The 23,668-nt window shown below is 65.3% G+C and carries 20 protein-coding genes; 2 read left to right on the plus strand and 18 right to left on the minus strand.

The genetic code is table 11. The annotated features are described in order from the left end of the window. On the plus strand, positions 1–877 hold an 877-nt coding region (locus ACYQ2W_RS18315), incomplete at its 5' end, for a WD40 repeat domain-containing protein (protein ID WP_459870351.1). A gap of 268 nt (positions 878–1,145) precedes the next feature. Here ACYQ2W_RS18315 and ACYQ2W_RS18320 read toward each other — a convergent pair. The 10 genes from ACYQ2W_RS18320 to ACYQ2W_RS18365 all read right to left on the minus strand — a co-directional run bounded on the left by ACYQ2W_RS18320 (position 1,146) and on the right by ACYQ2W_RS18365 (position 12,209). Further along, positions 1,146–1,373 (minus strand): type II toxin-antitoxin system HicA family toxin, encoded by a 228-nt coding sequence (locus tag ACYQ2W_RS18320; protein ID WP_459870353.1) that lies wholly within the window; start codon positions 1,371–1,373, stop codon positions 1,146–1,148. Then, positions 1,370–1,573, minus strand: a complete 204-nt coding sequence (locus tag ACYQ2W_RS18325) for a type II toxin-antitoxin system HicB family antitoxin (protein ID WP_459870356.1) — start codon at positions 1,571–1,573, stop codon at positions 1,370–1,372. Before ACYQ2W_RS18325 ends, ACYQ2W_RS18320 begins: the two co-directional genes overlap by 4 nt. 434 nt (positions 1,574–2,007) lie before the next feature. Continuing rightward, positions 2,008–2,517, minus strand: a complete 510-nt coding sequence (locus ACYQ2W_RS18330; RefSeq protein WP_459870359.1) for a tetratricopeptide repeat protein — start codon at positions 2,515–2,517, stop codon at positions 2,008–2,010. A 210-nt stretch (positions 2,518–2,727) separates the two neighbouring features. Further along, complete coding sequence (locus ACYQ2W_RS18335) at positions 2,728–3,357, minus strand: glutathione S-transferase family protein (protein WP_459870361.1); 630 nt, start codon at positions 3,355–3,357, stop codon at positions 2,728–2,730. Beyond that, on the minus strand, positions 3,354–3,698 hold the full coding sequence (locus tag ACYQ2W_RS18340; RefSeq protein ID WP_459870364.1) for a hypothetical protein: 345 nt from the start codon (positions 3,696–3,698) through the stop codon (positions 3,354–3,356). Before ACYQ2W_RS18340 ends, ACYQ2W_RS18335 begins: the two co-directional genes overlap by 4 nt. After that, positions 3,695–5,407 (minus strand): AAA family ATPase, encoded by a 1,713-nt coding sequence (locus ACYQ2W_RS18345; RefSeq protein ID WP_459870366.1) that lies wholly within the window; start codon positions 5,405–5,407, stop codon positions 3,695–3,697. The genes ACYQ2W_RS18340 and ACYQ2W_RS18345 overlap by 4 nt, the downstream gene beginning before the upstream one ends. Before the next feature lie 462 nt (positions 5,408–5,869). Then, positions 5,870–6,895, minus strand: a complete 1,026-nt coding sequence (locus tag ACYQ2W_RS18350) for a GGDEF domain-containing protein (protein WP_459870369.1) — start codon at positions 6,893–6,895, stop codon at positions 5,870–5,872. 501 nt (positions 6,896–7,396) lie between these two features. Continuing rightward, a complete protein-coding gene (locus tag ACYQ2W_RS18355; protein WP_459870371.1) occupies positions 7,397–8,413 on the minus strand; it encodes a DUF4340 domain-containing protein in 1,017 nt (338 codons plus the stop codon). A 3-nt stretch (positions 8,414–8,416) separates the two neighbouring features. Then, positions 8,417–11,302 carry a Gldg family protein gene (locus ACYQ2W_RS18360; RefSeq protein WP_459870373.1) on the minus strand — a complete coding sequence of 962 codons (2,886 nt, stop codon included), beginning with the start codon at positions 11,300–11,302 and terminating at the stop codon, positions 8,417–8,419. Continuing rightward, complete coding sequence (locus ACYQ2W_RS18365) at positions 11,295–12,209, minus strand: ABC transporter ATP-binding protein (protein ID WP_459870376.1); 915 nt, start codon at positions 12,207–12,209, stop codon at positions 11,295–11,297. The genes ACYQ2W_RS18360 and ACYQ2W_RS18365 overlap by 8 nt, the downstream gene beginning before the upstream one ends. Before the next feature lie 375 nt (positions 12,210–12,584). Between ACYQ2W_RS18365 and ACYQ2W_RS18370 the strand changes: the two genes are divergently transcribed. After that, a complete protein-coding gene (locus ACYQ2W_RS18370; protein WP_459870378.1) occupies positions 12,585–14,609 on the plus strand; it encodes an ATP-binding protein in 2,025 nt (674 codons plus the stop codon). A gap of 56 nt (positions 14,610–14,665) precedes the next feature. Here the strand turns inward: ACYQ2W_RS18370 and ACYQ2W_RS18375 are convergent, their stop codons facing one another. The 8 genes from ACYQ2W_RS18375 to ACYQ2W_RS18410 form a co-directional block, all read right to left on the minus strand. Then, the gene (locus ACYQ2W_RS18375; protein WP_459870380.1) at positions 14,666–15,085 is read right to left on the minus strand and encodes a hypothetical protein; all 420 of its coding nucleotides are present in this window, start codon (positions 15,083–15,085) and stop codon (positions 14,666–14,668) included. Positions 15,086–15,160: 75 nt separating this feature from the next. Continuing rightward, positions 15,161–15,283, minus strand: a complete 123-nt coding sequence (locus ACYQ2W_RS18380) for a hypothetical protein (protein ID WP_459870382.1) — start codon at positions 15,281–15,283, stop codon at positions 15,161–15,163. 94 nt (positions 15,284–15,377) lie between these two features. Further along, positions 15,378–15,722 carry a mannan-binding lectin gene (locus ACYQ2W_RS18385; RefSeq protein ID WP_459870385.1) on the minus strand — a complete coding sequence of 115 codons (345 nt, stop codon included), beginning with the start codon at positions 15,720–15,722 and terminating at the stop codon, positions 15,378–15,380. 531 nt (positions 15,723–16,253) lie between these two features. Next, positions 16,254–18,185, minus strand: coding sequence for a TOMM precursor leader peptide-binding protein (locus ACYQ2W_RS18390; protein ID WP_459870388.1), 1,932 nt, complete (start codon positions 18,183–18,185; stop codon positions 16,254–16,256). 268 nt (positions 18,186–18,453) lie between these two features. Further along, a complete protein-coding gene (locus ACYQ2W_RS18395; protein ID WP_459870391.1) occupies positions 18,454–18,807 on the minus strand; it encodes a BMA_0021/BMA_0022 family TOMM bacteriocin in 354 nt (117 codons plus the stop codon). 27 nt (positions 18,808–18,834) lie between these two features. Beyond that, entirely contained in the window at positions 18,835–19,176 is a 342-nt protein-coding gene (locus ACYQ2W_RS18400; RefSeq protein WP_459870393.1) for a BMA_0021/BMA_0022 family TOMM bacteriocin, read from the minus strand. Between the two features lie 152 nt (positions 19,177–19,328). Then, positions 19,329–23,213 (minus strand): TOMM system kinase/cyclase fusion protein, encoded by a 3,885-nt coding sequence (locus tag ACYQ2W_RS18405; RefSeq protein ID WP_459870396.1) that lies wholly within the window; start codon positions 23,211–23,213, stop codon positions 19,329–19,331. Next, positions 23,206–23,668 (minus strand): hypothetical protein (locus ACYQ2W_RS18410; protein WP_459870399.1); only part of this gene is annotated, 463 nt, incomplete at its 5' end. The genes ACYQ2W_RS18405 and ACYQ2W_RS18410, both read right to left, overlap by 8 nt.

The raw sequence follows: 23,668 nt of genomic DNA on the forward strand, positions 1-23,668 counted from the left end.
GAGCAACGACCACACCGCTCGCATTTGGGACGCCGCTTCCGGTTCACTCATTCAATCCCTCCAAGGTCACTCCGACTGGGTCCAATCCGCCGCCTTCTCCAACGACGGCCTGCGCATCGTCACCGCGAGCATCGACCACACCGCTCGCATTTGGGACGCCGCTTCCGGTTCACTCATTCAATCCCTCCAAGGTCACTCCAACACCGTCACCTCCGCCGCCTTCTCCCACGACGGCCTGCGCATCGTCACCGCGAGCCTCGACCACACCGCTCGCATTTGGGACGCCGCTTCCGGTTCACTCATTCAAACCATCCAAGGTCACTCCGGTTCCATCTATTCCGCCGCCTTCTCCAACGACGGCCGGCGCATCGTCACCGCAAGCTACGACAACACCGCTCGCATTTGGGACGCCGCTTCCGGTTCACTCGTTCAAACCTTCGAAGGACACTCCAGACCCGTCAACTCCGCCGCCTTCTCCAACGACGGCCTGCGCATCGTCACCGCGAGCATCGACCACACCGCTCGCATTTGGGACGCCGCTTCCGGTTCACTCATTCAAACCCTCCAAGGTCACTCCGGTTCCATCTTTTCCGCCGCCTTCTCCAACGACGGCCTGCGCATCGTCACCGCGAGCAGGGATTCCACCGCCCGCATTTGGGACGCCGAAACCGGCCGCCCCCTCGCCACCCTCCTCCCCGTCGCCGACGGCTGGCTCGCCCTCGTCGCCGAGGAGCCGCAGAGCGACGCCCCCCTCTGGCGCTACCGCGGCGACCCCACCGGCCTCGCCCACCTCGCCTACGCCGACCCCGACGACCGCAACCCCATCCCCACCCTGTGGATGGCCGAGGACCTACCGGAGCTGGCGGCGAAGGATTGAGCCCGTAGGTCGTCGCTACCGCGGCGACGCGAACGGGGGCAGCGGGGTTGGGGCTGCGATGTCCTTGCCGACCGCGACCTCCCGTTCGGCGTGGTTCGGCGGCAAATCGGGCAACGGTGCCTCCGTTCGCGTCGCCGCGGTAGCGGAGACCTACGGTACCCGGGCGGGTGGGGGATAACGGGAAGGGCGTCATCGCGGCCTCGGGGCCGCTCCTACAGGGAAATGGTTCGAATACCGGGAAGGGTACTCCGACGATCATGTCAGGCGATCACAGCAGCTCCAGAAACTCCTCAACGGTGAGGCGCGACTGCTTCAGGATGTGGGAAAGGGTGGAGCGTTTGATCGGGACGTGGGCCGGCACGGTGATTTTGAGGGTTTCCGTGCGCAGGTTCTTCTGCATCCGGATGTGGCTTCCCTTCTGCCGGACCATCACCCACCCGTCGCGTTTCAACGCATTGATCAGGCGCACATAGGAGATAGCCGGCACCTTGGTCATACGGCGATGTCCATCACCTCGGCACGTTCGGCCATCGGCAGATCGTCGTCGACCGGTTCCAGGTAGAGTTCGATCGCCTCGCGAATGTTGCGCAGCGCCTCCTCCTTGTCCTTGCCCTCGCTGATGCAGCCCGGAAGGCTAGGTACGTAGACGGTGAAACCGCCCTCTTCACTGGGTTCGAAAACGACTTTCAGATTCATTCGGCCACCTCGCCATGCATGCCGTTGCGGATACCGAGTGTTGGGTGCCGATCGTTCGGCTTCACTCGCTTCTAGTGCCGATATATGTAGCATGAACAGCGCGATGTCGATACTCGGCCGGCGGACAGAACGGGGCGGTGGGGCGGGAGGGGCGACGACCTCTTCGAGGGGATCGATCCGTTCGGAGGGTTTAGCGCGGAATTTCCCGCAGATGCCTTCGTTTGCGTCGCCGCGGCAGCGGCGACCTACCGGTACCAATGCGGGTGGGGGGCAACGGAAAGGGCGTCATCGCGGCCTTGGGGCCGCTCCTACAGGGGAGTGCGTCGAATTCCGGGTAGGGTGCGCCTCCTGTCGTCGGCACACCCTACGCCAACTTCACCTTCGTGCAAAAAGGTCACCGCCGCGCGACACCCAGCGCAAAAGGGCCTTCGTGGTCACGCCTCCATCTCCTCCGCCAACCGCTCGGCCATCTGGCGGACGACGCTGCCGCCCACCTGATCGCCGGGGTCCAGTTCGTGGAGTTTCTCCAAGGCCCGGCAGGCGGTATCGAGATCCCCCGCGCGCAGGGAGACGAAGCCGAGGGCCTTGAGGGTGTAGAGGTAGAGGCGGGGGTCGCCGGTGGCGGGGCCGGTCCAGGGGGAGTCGCTGCCTTTCAAGGCGCGCCAGTCGGCGGGGAAGCCGGCGCGGGTGGCGCTGCGTTCCAGCACCTCGTGGATCAGGGCGAGGGATTCGGCGAAGCGGTTGGTGTAGGCGTAGAGCTTGTAGAGGGCGACCGGGATCTCCAGCCGTTCGGGGAGGCGGCTGCGGGCGTCGAGCAGCAGCCGTTCGGCGCGTTCGCCGTCGGCGAAGACCTCCAGGGGTTCGCGCAGCAGTTGTTTGAACTCCAGCGGGATGACGTCGCCGTCGGTGGTGGGGGGGTCGTCGAGGAGGTCGCGGAGTTGCATGGGATTGTCGTTTCTCTTCGGTGGTGGGCGTAGGTCGTCGCTACCGCGGCGACGGGAACGGAGGCACCGGTGGAAAATCTCGCGTCGAAGCCATCCGAACGGGACGGGGCGGTCGGAAGCGTTCTCGTGACTCCAACCCCGCTGCCCCCGTTTGCGTCGGTGCGGTAGCACCGACCTACGGGTCGGCGGTGGCCCCTCCCCCGAACGGAATCAGCGGAACAGGCTGCCGTAGCCCTCTTCCATCAGCACCTGGCGCACCGCCGGGCGTTGCAGCATCCGCCGGTAGTGGGCCTCGCAATTGGCCGGCAGCGGGATGTCGATGCGGTCGGCCCAGAACTCGACGTAGAAAAGCGCGGCGTCGGCGATGGTGAAGCCGCCGAACAGGTACTCCTTGTCGGCGAGCAGGTCGTCGAAGATCCGGAACCCTTCGTCGACGATCTCCCGGCCGCGGGCCTTCACCGCCGCATGCTCCGCCTCGTTGGCGGTGTAGCTCTCGGTGGTGAAGATGCGGGTGAAGCCCTGCCCGTGAACGGTATTCACCGCGTAGCTCATCGCCTCCAGCACCCGTGCCTCCCCTTCCGCATCCTCCGGCAGCAGCTTGCGCCGCGGATAGCTGCGCGCCAGCCACCAGGCGATGGACTGAAAGTCGGTGAGCGCGCTGCCGTCGGCGCGCGCCAATGTGGGGATGGTCCCCTTGGGGTTGAGCGCGAGGTATTCCGGCGTGCGATGGTCACCCGCCAGCAGATTGACCAGGTGCGCCTCGAAGACCAGCCCGATCTCCTCCAGCAGGATGTGGATGCCGGTGCTGCACGAGCCCGGCGTCATGTAAAACTTCATCATCGATCAAATAGCCCTTCTTCTCGGATCATCGCCTTGAAACCCTTCATCACCGGGCGCGAGATCATGGTCTCGGCGAACACCCGCTGTTCGTAGATGCGCATGCGCTGCCCGTCGTCCAGCTCGCCGCGGGAGTCGGCGATCAATTGGTGGATCGCCTCGCCCAGCAGGTTGCCGGGGCACGACTTCACCTGGTCGTAGAGCAGCGCCATCACCCCCTTCTCCTCGGCGTCCATCTTGCACTTGCCGTCGAGGATCTTGAGCATCACCGCGGTGGCGCAATCGACGTGGGTCGGTGACAGCGGATGGGCGGCGGCCCAGGCGGCGACGTGTTCCGGCGTCATGCCACCCCCTCCACCGCGCCCAGCTCCATGCCGCGGAAGATGCTGCACCGCTCGAACACCGGCAGGGTCGGCGCCACCGCCTTGTGGTGGCAGTACTTGGCGGTGAGCTTGGCCAGCCCCTTGATGTCGCGCCCGCTCGCCTCGGGGAAGCGCTCGGCGAGGGTGTCGAGCAGCTCCCCCGGCACCCGCAGGCCGAACTGCTCGACCATCACCGCCCAGATGCGGCGGCGGTCGGCCAGCCCCGGCGGGTGGTAGCGGATCAGCGCGATGCAGCGCGAGACGATCGCCTCGTCGATGTCGCCCACCCGGTTGGTGGTCAGGAAGAGCAGGCCGTTGAAGTACTCCAGCACCCGCAGGAAAACCCCGACCACCGCGTTGGCGGCGATGTCGTCGTCGCGCCGCTTGATGTAGACGTCGGCCTCGTCGATCAGCATCACCGCCCCCCAACGCTGGGCGCGGGTCAGCGCGTCCTTCAGCGCCTGCTCCATCTCGCCGACGTTGAGCCCGAGCTGGCCGGAGTGGACGCGGTAGAGCGGACGCTTGATGATCTCGGAGTAGACCTCGGCGGTGAGCGTCTTGCCGACCCCCGCGGGACCGGCGCAGAGCACCGTGGTGCCGCCCGACTTGCCGCTGACGATGTCGTCCATCAGCAGGTCCATCTCGGCGGTGAGGATGTCGATCAGGTCGGTCTGCTCCGGCGGCAGGATCAGCTTCTCCTTCAGCCCCGGCTGGTATTCGTAGGGGTGCATGTCGTCGACGTGGACCCACAGGTGGTGGTGCAGCTCCAGGTGGAACATCAGCACGTAGCCGTGCACCGGCAGCTCGGTGAAGAGCCCCTCGGGCAGCCCCGCCTGCAACGCCTCGGCCTCGTCCTCGACGCCGCTGTCGTAGCGGCTGCTGCGCCCGGCCTTGCCCAGGTACTTGCCGAGCAGGTCGCCGGAGGCGTCGAGGGTCAGCTCGCGCTCCTTGAGGATCTCCTCGTCGTTGACCAGCCGCGCCCAATCGCCGCCGGAGGAGAGCACCACCACCCGCTTGCGGGTCCAGTCGGTGTTGCGCCGCGGGCTGGCCGGGTCCTCGGCGAAGATGCCGGTGCCGCGGCCGGAGAACTGACGGCTGTAGTCGGCGCGCCAAGCGAAGAAGCGCTCGGCGGAGGCGTCATAGGCGGCGATCAGCGCCGAGGTCTCCTTGAGGAACCCCTTCAGCGCGAGGATCTCGGCCACCGTGCGCCCGGCGATGTCGCGCTCATTGATCATCACCGTCACCGTGGCGATCTTGCCCATGGCGTTGGCCTTCAGATCGAGCAGCACCCTCCCCGCCTCCTCCTCCCCCGGCGGGGTGAAGTCGATGCGCGCCACCAGGTAGGCGAGCGGCTTACCGGCGGGGTTGGCGCGGAACAGCCAGCCGCGGATGCCGTCGTCGATCAGGAAGCGGGCGACGGCGGTGACCAGCTTCTCCAGCTCCCCCTCCGCGAAGCGCTCGCCGCCGCCGGCGAGCGCCTGCTCCAGGGTGGCGAGCTGGGCGGCGCGACCGCGCAGCGCGGGGCCGGCGGCCTCGTAGCGCTCACGCAGGAAGGCGAGCTGTTGCGGGGTCAGTTGGTGGAAGGGGATCTCGGCGCGGTTGCCGAACTTGAGCTGTTCGCCGAGCGGGCGGAGGTCGGGAAAGGCGGCGACCAGCGCCTCCAGGTGGCTGCGTTCGATCTGTAGCTTCATGCGGCGGAAAGGGGTATGCAGTGGGCCTCCCCTCCCGTAGCAACCGGCGAGCCAATCATTAAGCGACTGATTCGGTGAGAATTGACCTTTATTTAACCAACAAAAAATGTCGGCTTTGGCACATTGGGTCGCTTCCCACGCACCACTCAAGCGATACCGTGAGCGCCGAAAATCCCTTGCGCCACAGGCCATGAGCGGCCTCCCGACACCGCCCATGTCCCCCTCCGGGAAATCACTGTCAGCCGTTTCTGATGTTGTAAGAGATTGACTGGATTACCCTTTTTAGGCGCGCTTTTGATGGATTATTAATTTCACCTTTTCGTATCATTTGCTTAACCCGCCGGGGCGTCTCAGGGATCGAGAACGATGGATTGATCACGTCCCGGCGGGCCTCCCTCCCCGCATCGTATCGCTACCGCACGCCCCCCCCTCCTGCCGTTCCCGATCCCTCCGCAGCCCCGCTCAGAAGAGCTCGATGTCGTCGGCGGTGCGCTGGAGCTGCAACGCCCCGAGGGCGACCAGCTCGCGGTAACCGCAGACCCGGTTGCGGCCGTGCTCCTTGGCGTAGTAGAGGGCCTGGTCGGCGTGGCCCACCACCTCCGAGGGGGAGTCCTGGTCGCAGATCTCCACCACCCCGATGCTCACCGTCACCGTCCCCACCTGGGGGAACAGGTGGCCGGCCACCGTCTCGCGGAAGCGGTTGAGTACCGCCATGGCATCGTCGCCGGAGGTGGGGGCGAGGACGATGACGAACTCCTCGCCGCCGTAGCGGAACAGCAGATCGCCGGCGCGGAAGGCGCGGCGCATCAGCTGGGCCAGCAGCAGCAGCACCTCGTCGCCGTAGAGGTGGCCGAAGGTGTCGTTGATCCGCTTGAAGTAGTCGATATCGACCACAGCCAGCCAGTGTCCTCCCCCCAGATTGTGGCGCCGCTCGTGGCCGGTGGGACTCTCGCCCTCGGTGTAGCGGGCGCGGTCGAGCACCGCCGAGAGGCGGGTATCGAAGGTCTTGCGGTTGAGCAGTCCGGTGAGGGTGTCGCGCTCGCTGTCGTCGATCAGCGAGAGGTAGTTCTCGTAGATCCGCAGCAGCCCGCGCACCAGGGTCTCGCGCCCCTTGCCCTTGGTGGCGGTGAGGGAGAGCACCCCGACGGTCTCGTTGCCGAAGGGCACCGGGTAGTGGCAGCAGGGACCCGGCCCCGGGTGGACGATCCGCTGCCCCTCGTGGAAGCAGCGCAGCAACAACGGATCGTCCGGCTCCCCGTCGCGCAGGTCGATTGGCTCGAAGCCATCGCCATCGGACGACCGGCGCAGGTGGACGATCTCGCGCAGTCCACTCCGGTCGTGCATGTCGGGCAGCCGGCTGAAGACGATCTCCTGCGCCTTCAGCAGCTCCATCAGGGTCTCCACCAGGCTCCGTTCCAGGGAGTCCTGACTGCGCTGCCGGGTCAACTGGATGATCGACTCGACGACCTGTTCAGTCTGATCGTGCATGGGGTGGGTAAGCGTTTCCGTGACGATGATTAATTGTACCATTTCACCGGTCTTTCGCCGGTGCTTTTAACGGCGGGTCGTGCCTGATCCCGTGCGATGGCAACCTCCTACCGGCGCCCCTCTTCTGGTGGTCTTCTGGTGGTCTTCTGGTGGTCTTCTGGTGGTCTTCTGGTGGTCTTCTGGTGGTCTTCTGGTGGTCTTCTGGTGGTCTTCTGGTGGTCTTCTGGTGGTCTTCTGGTGGCGACGCTCTGCGTCGCCACCGACTCGCTTGGACGCTCTGCGTCCTGCCCGGGGCGGCGGTGCGCACTCCTGGCGGTGCCGACGCGGCGCGTCCAGAGGATGCGGCGGTGCCGGCGGGGAGGCCGGGCTACCCACGCAGAGCGTGGTAACCCGGGGGGTCTGCCGGTCGCCACAGAAACCCGGTGACAAAAAAAAGGCTGGAGCAGTCGCGCTCCAGCCCATATCGCCCCTCCCCGGGCGAAACCCTGCGTGGTCAATCCATCATTTCGCCTCGCCCGTCGCCGCCTTCGACGCCGCCTCGATGCCGAGCAGCGCGTCGCGCCCGGCGGCGGCGATCAGCGGCTCGGCGACGTAGCCGGCGACGCGGAAGTATTCGGGACGGTCGGAACGCTTCAGGGTATAGCGCTTACCCTGCGGGTCGCTGCCCAGTGCATAGCTCAGCACCTCACCGTCGTGGCGGGTGACGGTGAATGCCAGCCGCGGCTTCTCCAGGCCATACTCCGGCTTCACCTCTCGACCGAGCGCCTCGTCGATGCGCAGGTCGGCGAGCAGGCCGGCGAGCTTGTCCGCCGCGGCGACATCGAGGCTCCCCTCGCCCCCCTTCAGGATCCAGCCCGGCGCCGGGGAGGCCTCCTGCTTCCCGGCGTCCTCCTTGTCCCCGGCCGCAGCCGGCGGCGCGGCCCGCTCGATGCTCAGGCCGTCGACGCCGATCGCCACGATCTCCTTGCGCGACATCCCGAGCAGGTCCTTCTTCTCCCACGCGGCCCGCTTCACCGGAACGTCGTAGGTGGCCAGCTTGACCGCGTAGATCGCATCGTTCTCCCCGCTACGGGCGTGCACGAGGTGCATGCCGGGCGAAGTGCCGAGGTAGAGGGTGGCCAGGGCCTCGTCGCCGTGGCGCAGGGTGATGCGCCGTTCGAAGTTCTGGTCGTCCACCCGGAAGCGCTCGCGGGCACCGTCGCTGGTGGCCACCGCGCTGCCCCCCTTGAGCGCGATCAGGCGATCGAGCAGTTGGTCGACCCGGCCCCCATCGGCAGGAAAGCCGTCGACCGCGGGGAGCTGCCAGCCGTCGCCCTTGCGCACCAGCTCCACCTTGGCCTGGTCCGGTCCCTCCAGGATGAGGTGATCGACCTTCTCCTTGGCCGCCGCCACCAGCGGGACGCGCTCGCCGTTGACGGCGAGGCCGGGACCTTCGGTGCCGACGGCGAGCGCCAGCAGCAGCTGGGCGGCGAGCACCACGGCGAGCAGTTTCATCGTGTTGTTCATCGTACGGTTCATCGTTCAGGCCTCCGCAAGGATCCGCTGGTACCGGCGACGGTCGGCGACCGCCACCCGACGGCGCCAGCCCCACACCGCAATCAGGCCGGCCAGCGCCAGACCGTAGTTCAGGTACTCCCAGACGCGGCGCTGCCCCTCCGGCAACGGATCGAGGGTGCGCGCGAGCCGGGTGCGGCCGCGCAGCGAGAGCAGGCCGCGGTCCTCCAGCGACCAGTCGATGGCGTTCTGCAGGAAGGCCAGCGGCTGGGTATAGAGGGTGCTCATCCCCTGGGAGGCGAGCTCCAGCGAGGCGTCGGAGGCGAAGGTGTTGCTGGAGACCACGATCAGCCGCGCCGATTCGGGGGAGCGCTCGATCACGCCGGTGATCCGCGGCTTCTTCTCCTCCTTCTCGCCCGCTTTCGCTCCGCCCTGCGCCGGCTCGTCCGGCTTGGCCGCCTCCTCGGCCGCCAGCGGCGACTCCTTGCCGCGGTAGTAGGAGTCGAAGCGCCCCTCCAGCGCCACCGCCAGCAGCTGCGCTCCGCGCTGGCCGCTCACCGCGAAGCCGCTGTCGGGGTAGCCGCGGTAGTCGGGGACCATGTCCAGCGAATCGGAGGTCCAGCTCTCGGCGGAGCTGTGCAGCAGCTCGGTCACCTTGCGCTTGGCGTTCTTCTGCGCATCGACGCTGATCGGCGAGACCCAGTTGAGGGTGAGCTGGCCGAGCGCCGCGGTGATCGGGTTGTCCGGATTCAACTCCTCGTCGCGCAGATCGGGGAAGTGGGGATAGGGCAGCATGCGGATCTCGCGCAGCGAAAGGCCGCCGATGTTGCGCTCCACCGGCACCGGCAGGGCGGCGTTCTGCGGATCGAGCACCATCGCGTCACCGACGTCGATACCGTAGCCGGCGAGCCAGTCGCCGAGGCCCGACTTCTCCTTCGACGCCTTCAGCGAGTTGCCCACCTGGACGTCGAACGGCGAGGTGGCGAGCACCACGCTGCCGCCGCGCATCAGGAACTGGTCGACGGCGAAGCGCTGGCGGTCGTCCAGCTCACGCGGCGCCAACAGCAGCAGCAGGTCGGCCTCCTCCGGCACCCGGCCGTTCTTCAGATCCACCGTCTTCAGCCGGGCGTTCTCGCCGAGCACCTTCTCCAGCTCGCTGTAGTGCTGCCCACCGGGGCCGTAGGCCGGCGGCTTGACCACCGCGATGGTTTTCAGCACGCCGGGGGTGAGCCGTTGCAGGGCGGCGTTGATCGAGCGCTCCAGGGAGGCCTTGTCGAGGGTCTCCGGCAGCGGCACCTGGGCCGCGTCGCCGTCGCCCTCCAGCACCATGTAGAACCAGAACGGCTGGGGATCGAGCAGGCTGGCGATCTGCGGGCCGAAGCCGTATTTGCGCTTCAGCTCGGCGGCCAGCTTGCCGCCGTCGGCGTCCGGGTCCTCGAAACTCACCTTGAGCTTGCCGTCGGACTTCTTGACGAGATCGTCGAGGATCCCCTGGAGGTCGCCGTGCAGGGTGCGCAGGCTCTCCGGCAGACGGTCGTCGGGCGAGAGGTAGCCCTTGAAGGTGATCGGGTGATTCAGCTCCTCGAACGGATTACCCCCCGACTGGTAGGCGCCGGCCACCTTGCGGATGGCGCGGGTGATGGCGTACTCGGGGTCCTTCAGCACCACGTCGAGGTCGCGCTCGCCGCGCGCCTTGACCTCGATCAGGTCGCGGTAGCCGAGGGTCTCGTACTGGTCGCCGTAGGCGATCACCAGGTTGAAGTAGGAGTTGACCACCGCCGACTGGTAACGATCCGCGGTCTGGAACGGCACCGGGCGGATGCCGTAGCGCGAGGCGGCCTCCTCCTCGGCGTCGCGGTCGCGGGTGGGATCGATGAACTCCACCCGCGCACGTCCCCCGGCGGCCACCGCGTACTCGTGCAACAGGTCCTCGATCTGCGGCACCAGCGGCGCCAGCAGCGGGTGGGTCTTGGCGGAGAAGTAGCCGCGGATCAGCAGCGGCTCGCGCAGCTCGGCGAGCTGCTGCCTGGTGGCATCCGACAACGTGTAGAGGTGCCCCGCGGTGATGTCGGCGCGGGCCAGATTGAGCGGCGTCAGCCACAGGTTGGCGGCGACGAAATTGGCCGCCACCAAGCCGGCCAGCACGCCCCAGCGGCGGTGGCGCGCGCTGGCCGGGTTGCCCGCCCAGCGCAGCCGCTCCAGGGTGTAGAGGTTGAGGGTGAGGAACACCCCGACCAGCGAGACGTAGTAGTAGAGGTCGGCCGGGTCGAGCACCCCGCGGGTGGTCGAGGCGAAGCGCGAGCCGGTGCCGAGGTCGTCGAGGATGCGCGCGACGGAGTGGCCGAACAGCCCGGTGAGGGTGTCGCTGCCGACCAGATAGAAGAGCCCGCAGACCACCGCGGTGAGGATCAGCGCGACGATCGGGTTGTCGGTGCGCACGCTCATGTAGAGACCGATCGCCACGTAGGCGGCGGCGAGGAAGAGCGTCGCCACGTAGCCACCGACCACCGGCCCCCAGTCGAGGGGCCCGAGCAGAGAGGCGGTCACCGGCAGCGGCAGGGTCAGCGCCAGCGCCAGGGCGACCAGGCCGAGGGCGGCGGCGAACTTGCCGAGCACCAGGGCGAGCGGCGGCACCGGCGCGGTGAGCAGGCTCTCCAGGGTGCCGCCGCGCCGCTCCTCGGACCAGGCGCGCATGGTCAGCGCCGCCACCAGGAAGATCAGCAGCTGCGGCAGCCACTGGAACAGCGGCCGCACGTCGGCGATGTTGCGGGCGAAGAACTTCTCCACCCAGAAGAAGATGAAGAGCGTCGCCGCCAGGAAGGCGCCGAGGAAGAGATAGGCCGCCGGGGTGGCGAAGAAGCCGCGAAACTCCTTGCGCGCCACCCGTCCGACGGCGGGGAGCAGACTATCCATTGGCCACCTCCTCGTTGACCCGTGCGAACACCGTCTCCAGGTCGTGGCGCTCGGCGTGCAGTTCGTGCAGCGCCACGCCGGCCCCGGCGAGCGCCGCGGCCACCTTCGGCGCCGCCTCCGGCAGCGCCTCCAGACGGTAGCGCGAGCGGCCGTCGACGCTCGCCAAAGGGGTCACCGAGGAGACCCCGTCGACGCCGTGCAGCGCGGGCGCCGCGTCGCCCTCCACCGCCACCAGCAGGGCGTGGCCGCGCTGCAACTCGTCGATCCGCGAGTCGACCACCAGCCGGCCGGCGCGCAGGATCAACACCCGCTCGCAGACCGCCTGCACCTCCTGCAGGATGTGGGTGGAGACGATCACCGTGGCGCTCTTCGCCAGCTCGCGGATCAGCTCGCGCATGTGGCGGATCTGGGTCGGGTCGAGGCCGTTGGTGGGCTCGTCGAGGATCACGATGTCGGGGTCGTGGAGGATCGCCTGGGCCACCCCGACCCGCTGGCGGTAGCCGCGGGAGAGGGTGTGGATCGGCGCGGCGGCCTTCTCCTTCAGCGCGGTGCGGCGGATCGCGCGGACGATCGCCGCATTGCGCTGCACCTCCGGCACGCCGTGCAGCGCCGCCTGGTAGTCGAGATAGTCGATCACCGTCATCTCCGGCCACACCGGACAGTTCTCCGGCAGATAGCCGATGCGCGCCTGGATCGCCGCGGTGTCCCGGCCGACGCGCAGGCCGTCGACGGTGATGGACCCGGCGGTGGGCTCCAGAAAGCCGCAGATCATCTTCATGATGGTGGTCTTGCCGGCGCCGTTGTGGCCGAGCAGACCGACCACCTCACCACCACCGATGGTGAAACTGACGTCGTCCACGGCGGTGAAACCACCGTAGCGGCGACTCAACTGTTCGATTTGAATCATCTGATTGGATGCTCCCGAAGCGAATGGGGGGTCGGCGACGGGGCAGCCCCCCGCCGCAGCGAAGCCGGCGAGCGGCGCCACCGGCGGATCACGGCCGGTGCGGACGGGGCGGGGGGCGGATGAACAGGAACGGGAAAAAGGAACGGTGGTGGTTGGTTGTTGTCGGCGACATCCCGCAACGCTCCTCCTAAACGTCAAGCCAATACACGAACGACGTAGGGGAAGACCGTGGCGCGCCGCCGGAGTTCCGCGAAAAAAGCCAGCGCGGGGGATCAAATTTTTCTAAGCTTGGAGACGAAGGAGAGAAGACGATCCCGCCACGGAGAGGCGGCGACAATCCTGTGGACATCGTCTCCACCACGGCAACCACCCACGATGAACCGAGACCCGGAATCTCCCCACCGCCACGACGACGCGCAACGCTTCCAGACGCTGTTCCAGGCGATGAACGAAGGGGTCGCCCTGCACGAACTGGTGTTCGACGAACAGGGACGCGCCACCGACTACCGCATCCTCGAGGTCAACCCCGCGTACAGCGCGATCCTCGGATTGAGCAAGGAGGCGGTGGAGGGCGAGCTCGCCTCCGCGATCTACGGGCAGACCCCGCCCCCTTATCTGGAGATCTTCCGCGAGGTGGGTCTGAGCGGCCGGGGTACCCGTTTCGAGAGCCGTTACGAACCGATGGCGCGGCACTTCGACATCTCGGTCTTCTCCCCTGGACCAAACCAGTTCGCCACCATTTTCACCGACATCACCGAGCGCCGTGACACCGAAGAGAGCCTGCGACACGCGCTCGGCGATCTGGAGCGCGAGCGCGGCTTCCTCAAGTCGCTGATCCGCACCGTGCCGGACCTGGTCTGGCTGAAGGACGGCGAGGGGCGCTACCTCGCCTGCAACAGCGAGTTCGAACGCTATTTCGGCGCCGCCGAGGAGGAGATCGTCGGCAAGACCGATTACGACTTCGTCGACCGTTCGCAGGCCGACTCCTTCCGCGAGCACGACCTCAAGGCGATCGCCCACGGCGGTCCCTCAACCAACGAAGAGTGGATCACCTACGCCAGCGACGGCCGCCACCTGCTGATGGAGACCACCAAGACCCCGATGAGGGACGCCCGCGGCCAGGTCATCGGCGTGCTCGGCATCGCCCACGACATCACCGGACAGCGCGAGAGCGAGCAGGCGCTGACCGAGTCGCGGAACCGTGCCGAGTCCGCCAACCGGGCGAAGAGCGAATTTCTCGCCACCATGAGCCACGAGATCCGCACGCCGATGAACGTGGTGGTGGGGCTCGGCGACCTGCTGCTCGAATCGAACCTCGACGACGAACAGCGTGCCCACCTGCACCGTCTGCAACAGGCGAGCAACACCCTGCTGGAGTTGATCGACAGCATCCTCGACCTGAGCGCCGTCGAAGCGGGCCGCGCCTCGCTCCGTGAAGAGCCGGTGGAGCTGGCGCGGATCGTCGAGGAGACCGTCGGGATGATGGGGGTGGTCGCCGAGAACAAGGGCCTGCGGTTGGAGCGACACGTCGACCCCGTCCACCACAGCTGGGTGCGGGGCGACGAGCGCCGCCTGCGTCAGGTGCTGGTCAACCTGATCGGCAACGCCGTCAAGTTCACCGAACGAGGCCGGGTGACGGTGACCCTCGAAGCCGACCGACGCTCCCGCCCCGAGATCCTGCGGCTAAGCGTCAGCGACACCGGCATCGGCATCGGTCCGGATCACCTCGAACGGATTTTCGAGAAATTCACCCAGGTGGACACCGGCTACGCCCGCCGCTATGGCGGCACCGGTCTGGGCCTGGCGATCACCCGCCAGCTGATCGAGCGGATGGACGGCCGGATTCATGTCGAGAGCCGCCTCGACCACGGCAGCACCTTCCACATCGAGCTGCCGCTGCTCTCCGCGCCGCCCGTCGCCGCCCCCTTCCCCGCCGCCATCCCGGAAGAAGAACCGGAGCGCGCCAGACAGCCACAAGCGGCCCTGCGCATCCTCATGGCCGAGGATTCCGAAGACAACACCCTGCTGATCCAGACCTACCTGAAGGGCACCCCCCACCACCTGGAGGTGGTCGGCGACGGCGAAGCGGCGGTGCGCCGGGCGGCCAGCGAGCGCTTCGACCTGATCCTGATGGACATCCAGATGCCGCTGATGGACGGCTATCAGGCCACCCGCGCGATCCGCGAAGCGGAACGAGGCGGCGGACACTCGCCTACCGTCATCCTCGCCCTCACCGCCCACGCCCTCGACGGTGATGCACGCAAGAGCCTGGAGGCCGGCTGCGACGGACACCTGACCAAGCCGATCAAAAAGGCGCAGCTGCTCGCCGCAATCGATACCCACACCGGCCACGAGGCAAAACAAAAGCCCCGCAACGCGGGGCTCACCAATACCAAGTGACTATTTACACCCTCCGTCACGCAAGAGTCTCGGGTGCAACAAAATCACGAGGCAAATCAATTCTCCGAGGGAAATTGATCCGAACCTTGTGGGTAAAAAGCGCCTCTGGCAAATTCAGGCACCGGGTCACCTTCCAGCCACTGAAGACGCAAGCCATCTCCATCATCGACGATCTCAAGGAGCGCTCGACCGCCATTCATACAATATCCTTTAGGCACGTCCACCCAAAATAATTCGAGCAGATTGCCTTCTCGCTTTCCGTACGCAACATTTGAGAAAGCATAGGCGCCTTGCACACCACAACCATAACTTTCTTCCGTGGCTTGGCTCGACCACACGAAACGAAACGGAATTTCCGGGCCCGACAGATATTCACGTATGTAGTAATATGCGGAGTCCCCGGTCTGATACCAAACGCCGGTCAGATCACGAGCGGTCGGATTGGGATGAGTAGGAGGCAGGCTAGTATCATTCATTTCTTGGATCCTCATCATCATTGAACGAATTGTTGATTTTGGAAAACATATCCATTTACAGCATTTGACGATTTTTTATTCGATCAAAACCGCATGGCGCCGCGCTTCGATCACCGTGGTTCCACTGATGGTTCCAAGGTGACTATCCCAATCTGCGCCACCGTATTGCGCAACATTTGAAGTCATCTTGAATGGCATGGGCTATCTCCTCTAGCTGACACATCCACCGTTCGAAACTACGCCACGAAATATAACCCGTGGACCGTCGTTGACCGGCGCACGGGCTAATAATCTAGTACAGGAACTTGACCTGAATGACGCTCATCACGCCTTCGGTAATAGTGCGCCACTGACCGGTGAACACCCCACCGTAGGAGGCGGCGATGTTCGGACCCACCTTCTGCGCCTCTTCGTTGCTCCACAGCGGACCGGCAACGACCTCGGTAACAAACTCGTGGGTACCGGAACGGCTAACCGGCAGCTCCACCTCCACCACGCTCATCTCAGTGTCGACCACCGTACTCCACTGCCCGGTGAACGTTCCGGCGTGGGCGGCGGCGACCTTGGGGCCGACAGCCTGCGCCATATCGTTGCTCCAAAGCGGGCCGGCGGGGATATTGACCTTGAATGTGGACATCTGACTTCTCCTGTTTCATATAGTTTACATTGATTAAAAAATGTCTCGGCATGGTCCTGAGTTCACGCCATCTCATTCATCCTTGACTTCCCATACCCTAACTTTCTCATGTCCGCAGCGAACTCAATATTTCGGAATTTAAAACTTCATGTCTAACCATTCCGAAGACATCTTTCCGCTGCGTCAATGAATCGTACCTACCCTCCTTTTTGGAACCAATTACGGCCAATTACATTCGGTTACAGCAGATTACATAGCGCACCATTTCCACCAGGAGAACGCTCGCATTTTCCGCGCACCGACCAACCGCACCGCTCACCGTTGGTGGGGCGACAAAGAGAGACATTCCATCTCATCGGTCAAGGAGTATTGAGGCAGGGGGGCCAAGCGCGGTGTAGCGCTTTGCGGCCATAGGTGACGCCATGTTGAGAATTCGACAAGGGATGCGCGCCGTCAGTGCGGGAGGAGCAGCGTCCGGCGACACATGGCGACGTTGTATTTTTCTTCCGCGTCGCCAGTCTTTTCGAACATCTATAAGAACAACAACGCCGGATTGAGTTCGTCTTCCGCCAGAACGCCTCCCCTCCAGCCAAGCTTCACCGGCACATCATACAAACGACCCGGCCCGAACCTCGGCCAGAAATGACGCAATCCCGGCACGATCACTTGGGCGACCTTGAGCGTCAAATCGGGCCGGCTCTTGTCGACGACCAGCACCTCCATCCCCTGCTGTTCGAGGCGCTGCATGCAGCGTTCGAGCGCGTCGGCCGTAGAACGGGCGGCAGGCCGAGCATAGTCGGCTCGGCCACGCGGAGGTTGCGCCGGATCCGGACGAAGAAAGTCGCCGTCGATCAGCAGATCCTGGTTCCACGGGTTGACCCGGTTGGGGCCGGGATCGAACAGCTGGTTCAGTTCGGTTATGGCCCGGTTGATGGCGATGCGGTGATCGAGGTGACAGCCGAATCCGATGGCGTGGTGCCCCTGATGACGGTGGCGGGCGATGGCGGTGAAGCACGGGATCTCCAGGTCATGGGTCAGGTCCAGCACCCAGAAGTCGTAATCCTGCGCGGCGTACTCCGTCATCAGTGTGCTCCAGTAGGGAATACCGAAGTCGGCGAGGTCCACCCGCGGCCGGAGCAGGCAGTTGTACCACCAGATGGCCACCGCATCCCGTTCGATCAACTCCAGCAGCCCTTGCAGGACCGCCTCGTCCAGGTGACTCCCCGCGGCGCAGCCGTTCGGGTTGTGGATGCCGAAGGCGAGACCACTCTCCAGCGGCGTTTCGGCGTAGCAGTAGCCGAGCGGCACCCAGACGCGGCGTCCGCCGCCGAGGGACCAGGCCGGGGTCCAATCGATCCGGGTGTGGCGATCGAAGCCCACGGGAATCTGTTTGCGCGGGTCGCGGGTGGTTTGATTGATCGCCCTTCGCCTGGCCCGTTGCCGGGCGCTGAACAGCTGCAAGGTGTCGAAGCCGTAGCTGGGCTCATCCAGATCGGCCTGGCGGCTCCGTCTGCGAGGCTCGTCGCCCTGGTAGAGGCCGCTGAATCGCTCGATGGACTCGCACAGCGCACTGGTGCGGGCCTGCTCCGAGTGGTCGCCTTTGCCGGCGCAGAGCTTGTCGAAGTCGTTTTCGCCGGTGAGTTGACGTGGGCAGTTCAGGTAGCCGGCGGCATAGACGTAGCGGGAGTCGCCATGGCGGCCCGGCATGGGGTGCAGATAGGCCACCGGTCCGCACAGCGGGCTGACCAGATGACTCAGGCGCTGGTAGGTCTTTCCGGGGTCCTCGCTACGCAGCCCGGCACCTTGGGCGGCGGCACTCTCCCGGCGTAACCGGGGGGGGTTGGCCGCCTGCTCCACCATTGCCGCGGGATTCCCGCAATGACCGCACTGGGGGCGCCGGTAGAACGGGTGCCATTGCACGGTATTGTCGTCGGCCACCCAGGCGAACAGTTCGGCCTGGGTATCCGGCGGCTCGTCGCGCAACCGGGCGATCAGTTGCGCGGATAGGAGATCCAACGCGCCCTGCCTGGCCGGCTTCGGTTGCCCCTGATGCAGCGTCGCAGCGTGGCGCTGTCTCAGCAGGAACCGCTCCACCGGCCGATTCTGGCGCAGCCAATACAGCAGACAGAAAGGACAGGCGCCGCCCTTCCGACCCAGTGGCGTACTGATCCAGGGGGTCTCGCCATAGGGGTGGGCCAGGATCAACGTCTTCCCTGCACGCCGGCCTTCGTGCAACCGGGCGACGGCCTCGCCATCGAACGGATTGGGCAGGAGAGCCAGGAATACGTCCTGGCCGAAGGTACGGGTGAGCTCACTTTGCAGCGTCTCCTGCCAACGGCCGAGGGACTCGCCGTCCGCGGACGAGACCTCCTCCTCTCCGACGCACAGATGACCGTGATCGAACAGCTGTTGCAGGCGATAGTAGAGTTCCGGTTCGGCGTGGGCCGGGGACAGCTCGTTCAACAGCCCGGCAACGGTGGTTTGTCCATCGATATGACGGCAAAGGACGCGGGTGGCGGCCGCCTTATGCACTGTGATCTGGCGCGGTGCGCTTATGTAGATTGCGTCGTCGAGCTGGACGACTCTGCGGTCGGATGCGAAACGTGGCCGTTGGTCCAGAGATAACATCAGGGCGGAACCGGATAGGTATAGGGTGAGTCCCGATGTCTGCTCACACCAACACAGGACTGAAGTCGGGGGGGGTGGAGAGATCCCTTCTCCGAAAATCTTCCTAGCAGCAGGTAAACAGATAGGTCGGCCCCGCGTCGTTGTAAGCGGCCAGCGCCACGGGTTGACTGTCTTCGCCGGGTTTCTCCGGAATGCCGACACTGATGGTGTCTCTGGGAAGGTTCCAGCGCTTTTCGCGGGAATTCCACCCGTGGACCTTCTCATCGACGGACTCCACGGAGAGCCTTACCGTCCATGGGAGCTTGTAGCCGTAATAGTCCTGCAGGGCGAGACTGGCATCGTCCAGGAGACGCCGTTTGAATTCGTCGTCCGTCCAGGCCAGGGCGATCGCGCGCAGATATACGTTCTGGAACTCGAGCAGTGTCTCGTAGTCGGGTGTTTTGTTGTTGCGTGGCATCGGGAATGCTCCTCGGTTGATTTATAGTTAGATAAGGCCGCCAAAGTGCCGTCTGTTATACTTGGTAAGGGCAATGAGCTCGTCTTCCGGGTTCTCCGGCTTGGGAGGCAGGACCATCCTCAACTCATCCCGCCTGTAGACCAGCCAATCCCCCTGAAGGTTCTTGTCCCACGCCGCGTTGTTCGGATTGCTTTTGATCTCGATGTCGAACGGGCAGTTATAGTCGAAGCGAATCTCCAACGCCTTTCTGGGATCGTTCTTGAATGCCTCGTGGAAGGCCTCCTCCTTCCAGGCCACGGCGACCGCTCGAATGATCACTGCCCGAAACTGCAAGAAACGGTCATAAACAGAATAATTTTCCGTTTTCATCTCATATCCTCCGCGTTGTTGACCAAATGATGTCCGAAGCTCGGCGGAGGAATCGTATCGGGTGCATGCCAGCTCTCCCATTACACGCCATTACACGGGGCTGTTTTCGCGGTTCGGGAGAGGCGATCGCCGGTTCGGCGAAGGCGGGAGACTCAATCGCTGTCGGTGGCCGAGCGCGACTTCGACGGGTAGACCTGCCGCCAATAGGAGGCCAGCCGTTGGTCGTCGACGTAGTCCGTCACCAGGGGCCTGTAGCCGTCCAGCCGTATCCCTTGCGTCCGGCTCAACTCGACGGCGCGTTGCAGGCACTGCAGTGCGCCCTGGGTGGCGGCGCCGGCATGGAAAAGGGCATGTGCCTTCTGTTGATATAGGGGCACCAGAAAGTAGCGCTCTCCGGTATCGTGGGCCATCTGCAAACCCTCGTTGAGCAGGTCTTGCGCCTTCGCCACGTCACCCCGGCGCAGGCTCACCTCCGCCGCCAGGGATTGCAGATAGGTCAGGCCGAGCAGACACCCCAACGCCTTGAGCAGCCCCAGGGTGCCGGTGATCCGCTCCAGGTCATCGGACGCCCACCCCAGCAGGGCGGAAGCGTACCCCTGAACCGCCGAGAGGCCGTAGGTCTCGGCCAGGGCCAGCAATTCGGCGGCGACCTCCCCGGTCCTGCCGCGATCCTGCTCATACTGGTGGATGTAGGCCTGGTACATCAATGCGATACCCAGAGACGGCATGTGCTGAACCGCCCTGGCCCGTTCGATGGCCTGTCCGGCGTACTCGCGCGCTTCATCCGGCTGCCCCTGGAACCAGCGCACCAGGGCGAGGGTGGCGGTTGCCCAGACGTAGGCATCCAGGGTGTAGTCCCGGGCCAGTATCTTGTGACGCTGCGGGTCATACTGCGCGCGCGCCTTGAGCAGCTCGACCGACGCCTGATCGTAGCGCCCGTCGATCCAGTGCCCCTGGCCATGCAGGCATCGTCCCAGGATGGCGAGCCCGTCATCCAGCAGGTGGTCGGCCATATCGATCAGCTCGCCGGCAACCTGATGGACCGATTCGCGTTGACTGGAGACGTGATAGAAGGTGCCGAGAGACCAGAGGGTCGCCGCCTTGACCTTATGGGTCGACAGCAGGGCCTTCTGCTGCATGAATTCCTGGATCTTGCGGACATTCTCCAGCACCGTCGGGTGGGCCCAGCCGAAGCGATGGGTCAACGCCTGTCCGCGCAGCTCGAAGGCCTTCAGCTGCGCATCGTGCCGCTCGGCCTCCGGCAGTTTCCTGGACCAGCTCAAGAGATCCGAGATCCTCTCCAGGGCCTGTTCCGAGGAGGCCATGCCGAGATCATCGCGCACCGCCCGCAAGGCGAAACGTATCGCCTCGCCGTAGTTCTGCCCCTTCGCATAGTGATTGGCGATGAGGGCGGAATCGAGGTGTTCGTCCCGGACCAACCGGTCGGCGACCCGGTTGTGCATCCCGAGCAACCGCGGGGTGTTGATCTGCTGGTATGCGGCGTCACGATACAAGGCATGTGCGAACCCATAGCGGCATTCGGGGGAATCCTGCTCGAGCTTGAGCAGCCCCGCCTCTTGCAAGCTCCTCAACTGGGTCTGCACCCAGGCCGGCTGCTCCCCCGCCAACTCGCTCACCCATTCGGCCTGCACGCCATGACCGGCCACGGCGGCCCAGTGCAAAACCACCTTGGCCTCTCCCAACCCTTCGATACGGCTGCCCAGGACGTCCATCAGCGACAACGGCAGTTCCTCATCGAAGCGCGTGGTATCGGCCATCTGCGCCAACTCCGCGATGAACAGAGGAACCCCGCCACTGCGCTCCACCAGTTTGCGAACCAGTGCCGGATCGCCGGCGCGGATGCCGAGCACTTGGTGCGCGAACGTCAGGCTCTCGGACTCGCTCAAGGGCGGCAGCGGCAACCGGTGCGCCACCCATTGCAGCAGTTCATTGACCTGCTCGTGCGGCCTCAGCGTCACCAACAGCAACACCCGCCCCCCGTCGGCCCGCAGCGGCAACTCCTTGATGAATTCCAGGCTCACGGAATCCAGCCAATGGATATCGTCGATGACCAGCAGCAGGGGCTCCTCCCGGCCCTGGCAAAGGATCAGCGGATAGAGCGCCGTGTACAGCAGGTGTCGCTGCCGCTCCGGAGAAAAATGGCGGCGCTGTTCCGGATCGGCACCGGGCACGTTCAGCCAATAGCAGAGCACTTCGAAGCAGTTGGCATCCTCCACTCCGGCGTCGGCCAACGCCTGCCGCAATCGAGAACGCTGCTCTTCGGCACTTTCCAGGCCGGGTAAACCCAGCGCGTGCTCCACCCCCCTCAGGACGGGATGCAGAGCGCTGTGGCGATACTCGGGCAGACAGCGCCAAAACAGAGCCGGGCCACCCGTAGCGCCGATCTCTTCGACGAAAAACTTGACCAACTCCGTCTTGCCCATGCCGGCATCCGCCACGATCGCTGCCGCGCTGCTCTCTTTCGAGCAGTCACGCCACAGTTGTCGCAACCGTTCCAGCTCTTCATGCCGGCCCAACAGGACCGTGCCCTGGCGTGATGCGTTGTCCGGCACCTGCGCGTCGAGCAGCAGGTACAACGGAATCTCCTCGTCCGCATCCAGTCTCAACGGGCTCGGCGCGGGCGAAAACTCCGCATGCCCGCGCAGCAATCGGTGGCTTGCGTCGCTGATCGTGATCTGGTCGCTACCTGCGAGGAACAGCATGCCCAGGGCGACATTCGACAGCTCGCTGATCAGCGGTCTGTCCTGGATGAGGGGGGCGATGCCGCTATGAATCGCCTGGTGAATGACGCAACGCAGCCCCTGGGAGGCCAATTCACGATTCCAGGCCTGTCCCGCGCGCCGCAGCTCCAGGCTCGTCCGGGCCGCCAGACGTGCGTTCTGGTCGCTGTGATAGGGATAGCCGAAATACGCCATCAGCCCCCCGCCCAAGGCGCCGGCGGGGTAGCCGCCGAAGCGGGTCAGCAGCTCCTTGCTGGCCGTCAACTTGTCCGCCAGGAGTTGCTCGAGGGCCGCGGGGCCGGACTGCCGGACGTCACCGATCGGAACCAGCTTCAGCTTGCAGCAGAGCAGCGTCAGCGGTCGCAGCTCGGCGCGCTGGGCGACAACCGGATCGGGAATGATCTGGGTATCCTGTTCCCGCGCGGGGCCTGCCGCCGCTCGAGCCGGTGGCAAGATATCGTCGAGGTTCAGCTTCGCCAGTCTCTCGTAGAGCGCCGCCGCATCGGCCGTGCGCCGCCGCTGATCCTTGGCCAGAACCGCTCTGAGCAGACGGGCCACCGGGTGTTGGGCGATGAACGGCGGCAGGACGATGACTTCATCGGACAGTTGGCGATGGATGATCTCGGCCGAACTCATGCCGGAGAGCACCGGCATCCCCGTCAGACATTCGAGGAAGATCAATCCCCAGGCATAGAGATCGGATTGGGGGCCGGGCGCCTCGCCCTTGAGCTGCTCGGGGGCGCAGTAGGCGGGCGTGCCGAGACATTCGTGCGCCAGCGTCAGGCGTTCGGGATCGTCCGCCTGAACCGGATCCAGCCAGGCGCCGATACCGAAGTCCAGAACCTTCAGCGTCATCCGCGGGCCGGTCTGGGTGACCATCAGATTCTGCGGCTTCAGGTCGCGGTGGATGATGCCGCGGGCGTGGGCGCAGGTCAGCGCATCCAGGGCTTGCAGCATCAGCTCCTTCGTCTGGGCCGGGCTCAGCGGGCCGTGTTGCGCGATATGCCGCGCCAGGGAGTGGCCGGGAATGTATTCGAAGACCGCATAGGGTGAGCTGTCGCCGCACACCCCCTGGTCCATCAGCCGCACGATGTGCGGGTTGTGGAGTTGCGCGCACAGACGTAGTTCGCGGGCGAAGCGTGAATCGCCCCGCTCGCCATCCCAGGCCCTTGGCCCGGCGGTCAGGATCTTGATGGCGACATGCTGACCGGTGGAGACCTGCACCGCCCGATACACCCGGGCCGTGGCGCCTCGCCCGATGAGGCTGAGATCCTGATACCCCGGAACGTCACTCATCGATGTCAGCCTCCGCGGATTCTCCGCTCCGCGAGACGGGCGATAGCGAGGCCTCCAGCCGTGAGCCCCGATAGATCCGGAAACGTCGGGAACGCAGCCGTAAACTGCCTACCCGACGCTCGATGAGATCGTCGGCGTCGACGCTGCCGGACAACAATCCCTTGAGCTGCTTGCGCGCCCGGTGAATCTGGATGTTGACGTGGGAGGCATCCATGCCGAGCATGCCGCATAGCGCCTCCATCTCCAACCAGCCTTGGGTCGCTTCGTCAAATCCCTGGTGCCAATCCTGACTCCGCTGTCGTGCCAGCGTCAGCAGCAGGTAGTGATGGATCCGCTCGCCGAAGTCGATGCGCCGGCCGTCATCCAACTCGGCACGCAGGGTGACGTGCTCCTCATCGTGGCTTACCTGGAATTGCAGTTGAATACTGTCGATCCCGAATCGCGCCATCTTTTCC

This window comes from Endothiovibrio diazotrophicus (genome assembly GCF_054657215.1).